Here is a 14,336-nt window from a genome sequence, read left to right as displayed (position 1 = left end):
TTTATTTTTTCTGGAAGCTCCAGTAATCGAAATTAAACAGCTTTCTCCCTGCCGTAATATTTTTTCCCTGGAACACAAAATACAGATCGTGAACACCGGAAACGGATTCTGAAATTTTTGTTGTCAGCGTTTTAAATTCTTCCCAGCCACCGGTTCTCGGAACCTCAATCTGGGCTATTTTGGGTCCTTTAACATCATCCAGATGTACTTCCAGGATACCGCCATCAATTCCTGCGGCAACGGAAGCTGAAAATGCAGAAGCCCCTTTTCCAAAATCTACCGAACGGACCCTGATATATCCTCCTGCTCTGGCATCGGAGACATACACTCCGGTTTTTCTCTTTTCGGAAGTGCTGCATTTTTCCGACCATGCCATAGTTTCGGCTTCGGTTCTCTGATATGGATTTAAGGTTCCAGCCGGAGCTACACCTTCTTTGGTCATTGTGATCTTCGGAACAGTCCCGTCAGCATTATATCTGAATTCTTCTACAGCAGTTGAGCGTCCGTAGCTTCCTCCGGCCGGCAATAATCCGGTATGGTAAAACAAATAGGACTTTCCCTTAAAATCGATAATTCCGCCATGGTTGGTAAAGCTGTTAGTAGGCTGGTCGGTCATTATTTTACCCTGATATTTCCACGGCCCGGTTGGCGATGGGCTGGTTGAATAGGATAAACATTCTGTTCTTCCGGTCATTCCAGCGTACATCATATAATATTGATTGTTTCGCTTGTAAAGCCATGGTCCTTCTACATATACATCATCAAATTTTTCCTGCTTTTGTAGAACTTCATCACTTTTCCCGGGACGTCTCAGCCCACCAAAAGCTTCCACCGATTGTGGAATTTCTGTGATTTGTCCCTGATAAGAAGTCATATCTTTATTGAGCTTCACATAGAATAATTTACTGTTTCCCCAATACAGATAAGCTTGTCCGTCATCATCTGTAAAAACCGTCGGGTCAATATTATCCCAGGTTCCGGTTGAAATCAGAGGTTTTCCCAAAGCATCTCTGAAAGGCCCGGTAGGACTGTCAGACACCGCAACCCCAATAGCCATATTGTTGTCAACGGTCTGTACACAGATATACCAGTAGAATTTACCGTTTCTTTCAATACACTGTGCTGCCCAGGCCCTGTCTCGCGCCCAGCTGAAAGACTCTAAAGAAATAGGTGAACCATGGTCTGTATAATTGACCATATCTTCCGTGGAATACACCCGCCATTTGGTCATCGTATAAAAATCAAATCCCGGCTGATCATCCCCTGTATAAACATACATTTTCCCTTTATAGACCATGGGAGCCGGATCTGGTGTAAAATGGGTCTGAATAACCGGATTCTGTGCAGCAATACCAATCCCTGCCAACAGAAAAGAAAGTGTGATATATTTTAAGTTTCGTGAATTCATATCTTAATCTTATTATTTGAGTGAAATGAATTTATAATAGGCAACACCATGTGCCGGAATGTCCAATGAAAGACCTTTTTTGCCCGTATTGATTTCTGTAATATCCTTCTGTCTCCAAAGGTCACGAACCGTCTGAACACCGGAAATCCCTAATTTTTTGAAATCTCTATATGGCAGCGTCACTTTTTCTCTTCCAAAATTGGCAAAAGCTACTGCCTTTCCTCCGTCTTCCAGCTCTTTGACATAAATTCTGAGCTCACCAATGGTCTGTAAACAAACACCCTGTTTTCCCAAAGCATCCTGATTGACGGCAATAACTTCGTCATTCGTCAGAAGGTTTAAGGTAAAATCATCAAGTTTCTCAAGGTCACAGCCAATCAGCAACGGGGCTGAAAAAATGCTCCACAGACTCATATGAAGATACTGTTCATCAGGCTTCAACCGGCTCTGATGTGGATTTCCCCAACCGACAACGCCAACAACCAGCATATCCGGATCGTTCCGGTTTTCGGGTTTCGCAAAAGGAGCTGCCTTGTCCTGAGCAAGGGCAATATTCTTTACGCTTGACCAGGTATCTGTAATATCGTTGGTAGTACGCCAGGATTGTGCATTGACCTCATCACCCCACTTCCATACATCACCCATTCCGTATTGGCAGAGGTTGTACACGATGTCTCTCGGCTGCTGTTTCAAAAGGTTTCCCATCAGTTTGAATGGTTTAACGCCTTTATCCAAATCCCCACCACCTTCAAAAGCAAGAGAAGGAACTTTATTGGGATCATTATCCGGCAGCCCGTCAATCACTCCGCCATAACTGCACCAGTCGTATTTCAGGTAATCAACGCCCCATTTGGTATAGCTTTCAGCATCCTGTTTTTCGTAACCGTAGCTTCCGGCACATCCGCCACAGGTCCATGGACCGGGGGAAGAATAAATTCCCATTTTCAAGCCATTGTTATGCACGTAGTCTGCAAGGCCTTTCATATCCGGAAATTTGGAATTGGTTAGGATATAACCGTTTTCATCACGCATTTTTCCCTGGAATGAAGGGTCTTTTCCATCTCTGTTATACTGCCAGGAATCATCAATATTGATATAATTCCATCCGTGATTGATTAGTCCTGACTTTATAAGAGCATCTGCTGCACGTTTCACTTTATCGGCAGAAACTTCATGTCCGAAGCAGTTCCAACTATTCCAGCCCATTGTTGGCGTGAGAGCGATTCTGTCTCCGCTTTCTATTTTTAATTTTTTTGAAACTGAACCTTTCGCATTTTTAGCATTCAAAGTCACTTCATAACTTCCTTTAGAATCTATTTTTCCAGTGATGATTCCGGTCTGTGAATCTATTGTTAAACCTTTCGGAAGATTTTTTGCCGTAAAAGTCATTGGTCTGTCACCCGTTGCTGCAACCCTGAACAAAAAAGGTGAGCCAGGACGAACTCCGTAAACGCCTGCTGAATTAATTTTTGGAATAGCCGCAGGTTTTGGCGTCAAAATATAAGGTACTGATGAAATCGGGTTAAATGTTATCAGCTTTGCACTATCTGCTGTTTCAAACTTAGCATCTGCCCAATCAGCGTGGTCATAATAAGGTCCGTTTCCACCGTCTGTTACGACTAATTCTAATTGTTTTACACCTTCTAGCAAAACGGAAACAGGCTTTGCTTTATCGCCTAATTTCATAACCCCGCTTGACCAAAGTTTTTTGTTGTCGCCGTAAATTTCAAATTCGGCAGCGGGATTCTGGCCTTTGATTTCATCATCCATTCCCACCATTGCGGTAAAGCTTTTTGCTTTGCCATTTAATCTAATCAACAAAGAACTTTCAGCGTGGGTTCCAAAGCCTCTTTTGAAAACTTCGCCGGCAATGGTTATAGGTTTTCCGTCCACCGAAGTATTGATGCCCGGTTTTCCGTGCCCCTGTGTTACAACGCTCAAATCCAACTGGTCTAACCAAACGGTCGATTGTGCATTTAAATAGCATCCTACAATGAGAAAGCTGAGAACAAAAAGTTTAAATCTGAACATTTTTAAAATTTTAACTCATAATTAATGTAACTCATAACAATAAGTTTTGGTTAAAACCAATCACCTACTTCTGTATAAAATGGGCTAAAGCCCATTTCTATTGATATTCCTGAATTTTAACTTTAATTTTCATTAAATTTCCACCAATCGAAATAGAAAAGGTCTTTTTCTCCTTTAAAAACAAAATATAAATCGTGGATTCCCCTTACACTTTTCAGAGGTGTATTAATAGTCTTATATAAGTCGCCCTCTCCTTTTCCTGTAACGTTAACAACGCCAAGCACAGGTCCATTAAGAGCATCTGAATGTACTTCTATTTTTCCTCCATAGAGAGATGCAACATTCACATCTAAAGATTTTACGCCTTTGGAAAAATCTACTCCCTGGATTTTAATATAATCACCATTGTTAATTGAGGTAACGATGATACGGTCTGTGATTTTTTTGCCTCTGTTATAGGGTTGATTGCGTTCCCATTCTGTGACCATTTCTGTTTTCAGGCCTTCGCTGTAAGCCATAGTTTCTGCTTCAACTTTTTTATAAGGATTCAAAGTACCCACTCTTTTTGCGCCATCCGCAGTCCAGAAAGGGAGTTTCTGAATGGTTCCATCTGCATTGTAGGTAATTTCTGTGACACTGACAGACCGGCGTTCGTAATGCTTGCTCATGGTCTGCATCCTAAGCATATGGTTGAATCCGAAAACATAAGATCTGCCTTTGAAATCTATAATACCGGGATGATTTCCACTGGATCTCTGGTCGCCATCCATAATCACGCCTCCATAATTCCAGGGTCCGGTAGGTGATTTTGCCATGGCGTAACCAATCCCTTCCGTGCAACATTTTGATGCGTAAGCCATATAATTATGGTTATTTTTTTTCCAAACCCAAGGTCCTTCCTGATACTTGAAAGGATCTGGCTGGTCTTTTACCTTCGCAAACGAAGGGTCTTTGGTGATTGGTCCTGCAAGAGATATCATATTTTCATTCAGTTTAGCATACCAAAGATTGGGATTTCCCCAGTACAGATAAGCCTGCCCCTCGTCATCAATTAAAACTGTGGGATCGATATCATCCAGAGAATTTTTGATCAAAGGCTTGCCAATAGGATCGGTAAAAGGACCATACGGACTGTCCGCCACTAAAACACCAATCCCCATATTGTTCGGCATTGGACAATACATATAGAATTTACCGTTTCTTTCGACAACCTGTGGTGCCCAGGCACCGTTGTCGGTATTTACCCATTTAAAATCTTTGAGCGAAGCCACTACACCGTGGTCTGTCCAGTTGACCATATCTGTAGAAGTGTAGAGTAACCAGTCCTTCATTTTGAATCCGAAAGCATCGTCCTCATCATGGCTCGTATAAAGATAAACCGTATCGTTGTAAACCATCGGGGCCGGATCTGCAGTATACTTGGTTTGGATAATCGGATTTTGAGCGAAGGAAATCTGAAAAAACCCTAAAATCATTATTAAAATTAAAAACTTCATAATTAATACTTTAATATTATTTCAAACTTACATTTATCTTTTTCCCAGCATAATTCACCGATTTCTGCTGGCCATCAGGAAGAATCAGGTTAAAACTCCTTGTCTCAATCATTCCTTTGTATTTACCTTTCCGCTCACCTATCGTGAGTATTTTTGATTTTTCGTTCCAGTGAAAAGGTATTTCTGTATAGAATCCTTTTTCGTAATTATAGTTATCGAACTCATCTTCATATAAAACGAAATCTGCATCTGCTCCCGGATAGATTTTTACCGTAAGATGATCCCATTTTTTCTCCGTTGCATATTGTACATCTGGCCCCAACGGAATGATGCTTCCTGCTTTTACATACAAAGGAATAGTCTGAAGATTAACAGATTTCTGAATTTCTTTCCCTCCACTGTATTTTTCATTGGTCCAGAAATCAAACCAATCTGTTCCTTTCGGAAGATAAACTTTCACGCTTTTGTTTTGAGTAAAATCTATATTTGAAACGGAATTATCCTTATTGCTGTCGGTTTTATTCCAGCCTTCATTTTCATCGGTTTTAACTGTCTTTTCAGGAGTATATTGGGCATTGAGAACCGGCGCCACCAGCAATGATTTTCCAAAAAGATATTCGTTATTCATATCCCACGTTTTTCTGTCTGAAGGAAAGTCCATGGAAAGGGCTCTCATAAAGCTTGACCCGTTTTTTGAAACATCATGGGAAACAGAATAGATATACGGTAACATACTGTAACGCAGTCTGATGAATTTTTCTATCGCATCATACACAATATCTCCTTTATTTCCAAACTGATAAATCTCCCTCGCAACATCGGTTCCATGAGAGCGCATCATTGGTGTAAAGGTTCCATATTGCAGCCATCGGACATACAGTTCCTGGAACATTGGATTTTTTGAACCTCCATTTCTTTTGTAAGTACCAGCAAAGAAACCGCCGATGTCAGAGTTGAAATTCGGATTTCCTGTAAGACTGAAATTCAATCCTGCCGGTACCTGTTTGCGCAATGTTTCCCAAGAAGAATTGACATCGCCGGACCAGGTATTGGCCGCATATCTCTGCTGGCCTGCAAACGCTGATCTTGTTAAAATAAAAACCCTTTTATCACTGGTGGTTTCACGCTGATGATCGTAAACACCACCTACCGTCATCAGCGGGTAAGCGTTTCTTACTTTTCTGAATGAGCCAAGATAGGTTTTAGTATCCAGATCTTCCGCTTTCTGGCTGAGATGATCGGGTTCTGTTGAGTCCATCCACCAAGAATCCACTCCCAGGCTGAAAATACCTTTGTTCAGGTATTTCCAGTATATATTTCTGGCTTCAGGATTATACGCATCATAAACACGGACACCGGAAGGATAATTCATATCCGGAGGCCAGACATCACGGCCTGATTCCGGCCAGGTACTTATGTTGAAAAGCATCCCCTTTGGATCCATTTCACGGTACTGTTTGGTCATTGGTCCGAATGATGACCAGATGGAAACCGAAAGATGGGCATTCATATCATGGATCTCCTGTACCATTTTTTTAGCATCCGGAAAATCGGGACTGATGAAGTCCATCGCGTTCCACTGATAATTGTTTCCCCAGTATTGCCAATCCTGTATGATTCCGTCTAAAGGAACTTTCAGATCACGGTATTTTTTAACCAGCTCTGTCAGTTCATCCTGGCTTTTGTAACGTTCTTTGCTTTGCCAGTAGCCATATGTCCATAAAGGAAGCATGGGTACATTTCCTGTAAGGTCACGCATTCCGGCAACGACTCCATCGGCATTTTTACCATAGATAAAATAATAATCTATACCATCTCCCACTTCTGATGAGAAAGAGGTTTTCTGAGGTGTATCGGTAAATTGTGTTGGTGAATAATTATCCCAAAAAACACCATATCCTTTTATAGACTGGAAAAAAGGCACAAAATCCCAGGTATTATTCTGAATCATTTTTACATCGGTATTCCGCTGGGACATTTTTTCATTTTGCAGAATTCCCAGACCGTAGATCGGCTCGTCCTTTTCAAGCTGAAAATCCTGTCTTACAGAATAAGTCTGCGTTCCGGCATCATTGAATGGCTTGAAGTCATTTGCGGTTTCTTTCAAAAGCTCCTTTCCGGATGGTAATGTATAAGTGATCACTCCATTTTTAGTATTAATAGAAAGCAGGAGGTCATTTGTTTTTAATGAAATAACATTATTTTTTTCTGAAACTGAGAATTTGATTTTCTGCTCCTGCTTAATGACCGACAAACTATTTTTGACAAATAATCTGCCTGCGGGATATTTAATAATCCTGATCGTATTTTCTCCATAAAATTTCACTTCAACATTCATATGATCAGCAGAAAACTTCAATCCTGAATCTGTTTTCTGATAAGACTGTGCACTGACATTTACCATTCCGGAAAACATGATGATCGTAATAATGGAAGTTTTGATGTTCATCTTTGTAAAGCTCATTTTATTTCAGATTTGAATTATTTTCTTTATGTCATTAACTTAAAATCTTTATTTAAAAAGTACCTGGGCAAACTGATGCAGACTATTTCTCCAAACCGACCATGTGTGGCCTCCCGGATAATCTGTGTACGTATATTTAATTCCGGTTTTATCCAGTTCTTTCAGCATTTTCTGACCGTTTTCATAAGCAATATCATCTTTTCCACCCATTGAAATCCAGAAATTTCTGATGTTGGATGAAAAAGCAGATTTATTTTCATTTAAAAATTTGTACTGTTTATCGGCAACATCCTGAAGCATCGGCAACATATATCCTGAGCTGAAAACTCCCAAACCGGAAAACATCTCAGAATTCTGAATTCCGGCATACAGCGTATAAATTCCACCCATGGAAAGTCCTGCCAAAGCACGGTTTTCTTTACCTTTTTTTATCCTGTAATTAGATTCGGCAAACGGAATGATGGATTCTTTCAGCTCTTTTTCAAACATCTGAAGATTACGTTCTCCAAAGTTCCGGATTCCGCCCTGCCCGATATTCGCATCCGGCATAATGATGACCATTTTTTTTGCTTTTCCTTCTGCGATCAGATTATCCAGAATCAGATTGGTTTTGCCCTGGTTAGCCCAGCCGCTTTCATCCTCACCTCCGCCATGTAACATATACAGTGCAGGATAAGATTCAGCAGGATTCTGGTCGTAACCCGGTGGCGTGTAAATAAAAACTCTTCTCCAGGAATTGGTGACTTTGGAATAGAAATTTTTAATACGGATATCTCCATGAGGGACGTCTTTTAATGCATAGAAATCATCTCCTTCGAAAGGAATATCTATTCCACTGGCATACCTTCCCATTCCGTAGAATGTTTCGCTGGATGGGTCAGCAACCGCAACCCCGTCAATCAGAAGTGAATAATAATGGAAGCTTCCGCTTTGCGGATCAGTTGTACCTGTCCAGAAGCCGTCAGCATCTTTTTTCAGATCGTATTTTTTTCCTAAATCGATCTGAACTTTTTGCGCTTCCGGTGCCTTCACTTTGAACATCACTCTTCCGTCGGGAAGGATCTGAGGATACTGGGCATTTCTGATATTGGTTGCTGCAGGAGTTCCGAAAACGGTAAATCCTTCAAACTTAGTTTTGTCAACAGGCTTGAACAACAGCTGTGAAAAGATGTACAAATCATTTTTCCAAACCTTAAAATCATGGCCGCCTGGTTCTATATAAAAGATATGAGAGATTTTATTTTTTCTCAGATAATCACTGGTTCTCTTGCTGAAAGGCATCAGCCCGTCTGCATCACCGCAGGAAATAAAAATCAGCTTCATCTTTAACGCATCCTGTGGATTGGGTAAAAGCTTATTGGGCTCTTTTGTATTGGGTGCAGAAGAAAATGCACCCAGCCAGGCAAACTTATCAATGTTTCCGAAAGCAAAATTCTGTGTCTGTCCGCCCCCCATTGACAACCCTGCCAAAGCACGGTTTTCACGGTCTTTTTTAACCGGATATTTTTTCTCTACAAACGGGATCAGGTCATTCAGTAAATCTTTTTCAAAAGTTGCAAAAGCTTCCACTTTATCCTGAGCCATTATATTTCCTGTCGCTCTGTCATCCTTCATTGCACGGCCGTTGGGAAGTACAACAATCATCGGCTGCAGTTTTCCCTGTGCATACAGATTATCGAGAATAATATTGGGTTTTCCCTGATTGAACCACTCTTTTTCATCCCCGCCAATTCCGTGGAGAAGATAAAGAACGGGATATTTTTCACTTTTTTTGAAACCCGGTGGTGTGTAAATCAAAGCTTTTCTTGTTGTTCCAACGGTTTTTGACGGATATTGAATCGTGTCAATTTTTCCGTGAGAAATAGCAGCATTTTCCACATCGAAACCCTGCGGCGCCTGTTGATCAAAAGTTTGTGCGGAAACAAACATTCCCGACAAAACAAATCCTAAAGCCCATATAACTGATTTATTCATGATTTTTATTTGTATTTTTCACACTTATTATTTCAGATAAAAAAATAATAGCGTATATTTTACTTACTGTTTACAACAGATTTTTCTCTGCTTTTGATTCTTATTTTCCGGCTTCAGTGACTCTGAAAAAATCCACATCTACGAAGCCTCCGGTATTTTTAGTGGCATAATTGAAAATTGCGAATTTTGATCCCATAAAAAATCTACGGTAATCAAAGATCATTTTGTAATCTTTTGCCATTTCCGTCCAGTTCTTCTGATCAGTACTGTAATAAAAGTCTGCAAGATCTTTCCCGAGGTTAAAATCAGCATCGATACGGAGGAAAATCTTATCAGAATTAAGAGGAATCCGTTTTTTTTCTTCTTTTTTAACTCCAGTAATGGCTTTTGTTTTATTGTCCAGGCTCACTTCGTTGGTTGAAAAAACAATGAATTTTTCTTCACCTTCCTTCACTACTGACAAAATCCCGGAATCCCCGTTGAAGGCACTAAAACCTGCTACATCTCCATCTTTCATTCCTTTAAGATCCATTGCGACAACTGCTGAAGAAGTTGGGCCTTCCATTCTCTGGGTCAAGGTATTGGGTGCCGCGTATAGATTGTCTACCACCCTGCTGGTTTTCAGCCTCAGAAAGCCTTTTCTTTCAGATAAAGACCAGGCTTCATTCACCGGATTATGATTCCATTGCCACTGGATTTTCATTGTTTTATCAGAGAACTCATCGCTTTCCACCAAATGATTTTTTGCTTTGAATAGCGGAAGCGGAACTTCTCCTTTCAAAGGAACTTTTCCGTTATCTCCCAATACCGGCCAGTCGTTTTCCCATTGTACGGGAAGCAGCAACGGAACACGTCCTACTCCATTTCTGTCCTGAAAAATAAGAGAATACCAGTTTCCGTTTTTATCATCAATCAAAGCGCCCTGACCTGCGTAAGAGAACCCTAAAAAATTGTCTTCCAAAACGACTTTTTTCTCGTAAGGACCTGTCACTTTATCAGCTCTGTAGACGACCTGGCGGCGTTTTCCGTTTTTGGGCCAGGATATCATCATCATATAATATTTCCCGTTTCTTTTGATGATCTGGTTTCCCTCCAGAAGCCCGGTTTCCGAGGCATCTTTCTGAAATACCTCAGTTCCATCCGGATTTCCGATCACTTCTTTAAAATCGGGGCTCAGCTCAAAAACTTTGTTGGAAGTGAAAACATATATTCTGTTATCGTCATCAAAAAACAGTGAAGCATCATGAAAATGCCGTGTTCTGGTGATCAGCTTCCATTTTCCTTTTTCAGGATGATCAGTTACATAGAAATAAGATTTGAAAGGTTCATCATTCGGAGAAAACAAAACATAATATTTCCCTTTATGATAACGGATTGAAGAAGCCCATTGACCTCTGCCGTAAACGGTTCCGTTCAATAAATCATATTTCGAGTTGTCATTCAAAGTATCGAAAACATAACCAGACATTTCCCAATGTACCAAATCCCTGGAATGCATTACCGGAGCTCCCGGCATCAGATGCATGGTGGTACTGATCAGGTAAAAATCGTTTCCGTTTCTGGTAATGGATAAATCCGGTGCATCTGCCCAGATGATGGGATTGGTAAATGCAGTACTCTGTTTTCCGGAAGGATTTACCTGGGCTGAAAGAAGATTCAGCCCGATAAATCCCAATAAAGAAACTATATAAGATTTTTTGATTTTCAAGGTTTTGATATTTTGGTTCGATTTAATTCTTTACAATCTTAAAAGGAACACTTCGACAAGCTCAGTGTGACATTGCTAATACTAACTTAATTCGGTACAATATCATTGGAAGATGTACTGTAAAGCCCGATAAGGCTTCCTGTAAAGCCTCCCGCTACATCAGTAGAAAGAATATCTCCTGAAACCGGTCCTCCCAAATTTTTATAATTCGTGCCATCCAGTGAATAATTAAAGCTATGTTCATCTTTATCGGCAACAACCTGCAGTTTAACCGGTTTGGATAATGAAATTTTCTCGCTGGCGATCAGCTTTGATTGGCCTTTTTCTGTTCTTTCCAATACGATGTAGAAATCTTTATCTTTTTTCGTGATTCCGAAAACATAATTGAATGTTTCGCTTTGGTAGAGGGTAATTCCAGCCAATTCTTTTTGCGATTTTGGTTTATAGTCCAGGGTTACGGAAGTTTCGAAGTCTTCGTGCTGTAATCTGTGGAACAAAGATGAAATCGGAGCCAACGCTTTGATGTTCGTTTCCATTGGATTCACTTTTACACCATTTTTTGTTGCAGTAATGAAGTTTTCACGAGGACCACGCATGGCAATCCAACGGAAATCGAGGTTTTTATCGGTTAGTTTATCGTTGTATGTAAAGTTGCCGTTCGGGAAAAATCCGGTTTGTCCGGTTTGATTCTGAACACCTTGTGGCATTTTCAATTTTGGTTTCATCGGAACCAGGCCATTTTGAAACACAGGATACGTTCCGCTCCAGTCTACAGGAAGAATAAAAGTTTCACGGCCTTTGTTAACACGATTGCTGACATTCGAACGAATTGCTAAAAATACTCCATAATATTGGCCTTCCGGTGTTTCTACCAGATCTGCATGACCTGCCCAGTCTACTTTTTCTTTTCGGTCTTTTGGGAAATAGCGCTGCGTCAGAATCGGATTATTATCAGCTGGAACGTAAGGTCCTTTGGGAGAATCGGACATAAAAATAACTTCACTGTGATTACCACCGGTTCCTCCTTCTGCACACATCAGGTAATATTTGCCATTCTTTTTGTAAATATGAGGCCCTTCAATCCAGATGGGTTTTTGGGAAAGGTCTACCCCTCCGTTTACAATAATTTTATCCGAACCCGGAACTACCTGGTCTTTTTCGAGATCATAATCCCACATCTTAATCACACGGTGGCCGTTGTACTGCTCGCTACCTTGTGGTGGAGCATCATTATGAACGATATATGCTTTTCCATCATCATCAAAGAAAATAGCAGGATCAATACCTTCAAAATTGAGTTTCTGCACTTCGCTCCATCCTTTTGCTGGATCTTTGGTTTTTACGACCATATTTCCAATACCACCTGCAAACTGGGTAGTGATCATATAAAAAGTATCGTTGTGCTGATTGTATTTGATGTCCGGGGCATAAATTCCATGGGAAACGCCTGAATTTTCAACCTTAAGCTGTGAAGGTCTGTCCAAAACGTGCCCTACCTGTTTCCAGTTCACAAGATCTTTAGAAGTAAAAATAGGAACTCCCGGAAACATTGAAAATGAAGAGTTTACGAGATAGTAATCTTCGCCTTTTCTGGTAATACTGGGATCGGGATAACAGCCCTGAAGAATCGGGGAATAAAATTCGTCTGGTTTAAGAGGGTTATCATTGTATATTTTATCGTTTCCACGGTAATTGAAGTCTGAGAAAGTCTGGGCAGAAATAGTAGTCACCGAGAGCAAAGCTGCTGCTGCAAGGATATTCGTTTTATTCCTGAAAAAAGCTAAATTCATTATATTCTGTTTCATTGTTATTCTTTTTTTATAGTTTTTAAAATGTATATTTTTGAATAGATGCTGTTCTTTTTAACGCTAAGTCCGCAAATTTTTTAACGACTATCTTTTTAAGGTTCGCCAAGGCGTTATACTCAGCAAATGGCATTTATATTTATCATTATAATCGTTTACCGATCGTTATATATTTTAAGCGGTTTTCTTCCGGTTGACTATTTTAATTAATCCCCAGGCTGTAACATAGGATATTCCGGCTATGAAAAATATAATATTGTAGCCTCCGTTGATATTTCCTGATTTTTTAAAGGCATCGAGAACAATTCCGATAAAAAGGGGAAAAATGATTCCTGCCGCTGAGCCCAGCATTCCGCCAAAACCAATGACAGAACTGACATAATTGTTGGGTAACTGATCTCCGACCGTAGTCATAAGATTGGCTCCCCATCCTTGATGTGCAGCTGTTGCAAAGGCAATGATGATTGTGATCATCCACATATTATCTACATATTTTGAGAACATGACCGGAACTACCATCAAAGCAAACAATAACATGGTAATGCTTCTGGCTCTTCCGATGTCCCAGCCTTTTTTGATCAGAAATGATGAGAGATATCCTCCACCAATACTTCCGATCGTGGTTCCGCTGTAAATAATAATTAACGGAAGCGATGGTTTGGTTAAATCCATTTTAAATACATCCGAGAAATAGGCCGGCAGCCAGAACATGAAGAAATACCAGATAGGATCGGTTAATATCTTACCGATGGCAAATGACCATGTTACTTTATATTTCAGTAATTCCGATAAAGGAATTTTGGTTTTCTCTTCTGCTTTTTCAGCCTGATCACTTTTAATGTACTGCAGTTCTTCCTTGCTGAGATTTTTTGTTTTTTCCGGTACGGCATAAAATTTCCACCAAAGGATAATCCAAATCATGCCCAAAGCTCCAATCCACACAAAAGTCTGCCTCCAGCCGTAATGCCCAAGAATGAACGGAACCAATAGCGGCGCCAAAATAGCTCCCACCGTTGCTCCTGAGTTAAAAATTCCCGTTGCCAGTGCTCTTTCTTTTTTGGGAAACCATTCAGCCACTGATTTGATGGCAGCAGGAAAGTTTCCTGCTTCACTGATTCCCAACGTGCTTCTCGCAATGATAAACCCGATGGTACTTTTGACAAGACCATGTCCTATCGAGGCCAAACTCCATACAATAAGGGAAACCGCATACCCGATTTTGGTTCCGACCTTGTCTATAAACCTTCCCATCGCCATATAACCGATGGCATATGTCGTGGTAAAAGCCATAACGATATAGCTGTAATCTTTTTCATCCCAGCTGAATTCTTTTTCCAGCACAGGTTTCAGCAAACCCATTACCTGACGGTCAAGATAATTGATCGTAGTGGCGAGAAAGACAAGGGACAGCATCCACCATCTTATATTGCGGTTTTGAGGAGCCTGCATT

The 14,336-nt window shown here is 40.5% G+C and carries 8 protein-coding genes; all 8 read right to left on the bottom strand.

The window, feature by feature from the left end:
• Window position 1: 1 nt before the first annotated feature.
• The gene (locus PZ898_RS02710; protein WP_277694717.1) at window positions 2-1,408 is read right to left on the bottom strand and encodes a glycoside hydrolase family 43 protein; all 1,407 of its coding nucleotides are present in this window, start codon (window positions 1,406-1,408) and stop codon (window positions 2-4) included.
• Window positions 1,409-1,420: 12 nt separating this feature from the next.
• A complete protein-coding gene (locus tag PZ898_RS02705) occupies window positions 1,421-3,439 on the bottom strand; it encodes an NPCBM/NEW2 domain-containing protein (protein WP_277694716.1) in 2,019 nt (672 codons plus the stop codon).
• Window positions 3,440-3,561: 122 nt separating this feature from the next.
• Window positions 3,562-4,935, bottom strand: a complete 1,374-nt coding sequence (locus tag PZ898_RS02700; protein WP_277694715.1) for a glycoside hydrolase family 43 protein — start codon at window positions 4,933-4,935, stop codon at window positions 3,562-3,564.
• 16 nt (window positions 4,936-4,951) lie between these two features.
• A complete protein-coding gene (locus tag PZ898_RS02695; RefSeq protein WP_277694714.1) occupies window positions 4,952-7,399 on the bottom strand; it encodes a TIM-barrel domain-containing protein in 2,448 nt (815 codons plus the stop codon).
• Window positions 7,400-7,447: 48 nt separating this feature from the next.
• Window positions 7,448-9,373, bottom strand: coding sequence for an alpha/beta hydrolase-fold protein (locus PZ898_RS02690; protein WP_277694713.1), 1,926 nt, complete (start codon window positions 9,371-9,373; stop codon window positions 7,448-7,450).
• 100 nt (window positions 9,374-9,473) lie between these two features.
• Entirely contained in the window at window positions 9,474-11,081 is a 1,608-nt protein-coding gene (locus tag PZ898_RS02685) for a glycoside hydrolase 43 family protein (protein ID WP_277694712.1), read from the bottom strand.
• Between the two features lie 86 nt (window positions 11,082-11,167).
• On the bottom strand, window positions 11,168-12,886 hold the full coding sequence (locus PZ898_RS02680; protein WP_277694711.1) for a glycoside hydrolase family 43 protein: 1,719 nt from the start codon (window positions 12,884-12,886) through the stop codon (window positions 11,168-11,170).
• 174 nt (window positions 12,887-13,060) lie between these two features.
• Window positions 13,061-14,335 carry an MFS transporter gene (locus tag PZ898_RS02675; protein ID WP_123278300.1) on the bottom strand — a complete coding sequence of 425 codons (1,275 nt, stop codon included), beginning with the start codon at window positions 14,333-14,335 and terminating at the stop codon, window positions 13,061-13,063.
• Window position 14,336 lies beyond the last annotated feature (1 nt).

Origin of the sequence: Chryseobacterium sp. WX, assembly GCF_029542485.1 — a bacterium.
Taxonomy (GTDB): Bacteria; Bacteroidota; Bacteroidia; order Flavobacteriales; family Weeksellaceae; genus Chryseobacterium; species Chryseobacterium cucumeris.
This window is presented reverse-complemented; position numbering and strand designations above follow the sequence as displayed.

Bases quoted from the DNA above. Each gene is read 5' to 3' on its own strand.
- PZ898_RS02705 (WP_277694716.1), bottom strand. From the start codon at position 3,439: ATGTTCAGATTTAAACTTTTTGTTCTCAGCTTTCTCATTGTAGGATGC.
- PZ898_RS02690 (WP_277694713.1), bottom strand. From the start codon at position 9,373: ATGAATAAATCAGTTATATGGGCTTTAGGATTTGTTTTGTCGGGAATG.
- PZ898_RS02675 (WP_123278300.1), bottom strand. From the start codon at position 14,335: ATGCAGGCTCCTCAAAACCGCAATATAAGATGGTGGATGCTGTCCCTT.
- PZ898_RS02710 (WP_277694717.1), bottom strand. From the start codon at position 1,408: ATGAATTCACGAAACTTAAAATATATCACACTTTCTTTTCTGTTGGCA.
- PZ898_RS02695 (WP_277694714.1), bottom strand. From the start codon at position 7,399: ATGAGCTTTACAAAGATGAACATCAAAACTTCCATTATTACGATCATC.
- PZ898_RS02680 (WP_277694711.1), bottom strand. From the start codon at position 12,886: ATGAAACAGAATATAATGAATTTAGCTTTTTTCAGGAATAAAACGAAT.
- PZ898_RS02700 (WP_277694715.1), bottom strand. From the start codon at position 4,935: ATGAAGTTTTTAATTTTAATAATGATTTTAGGGTTTTTTCAGATTTCC.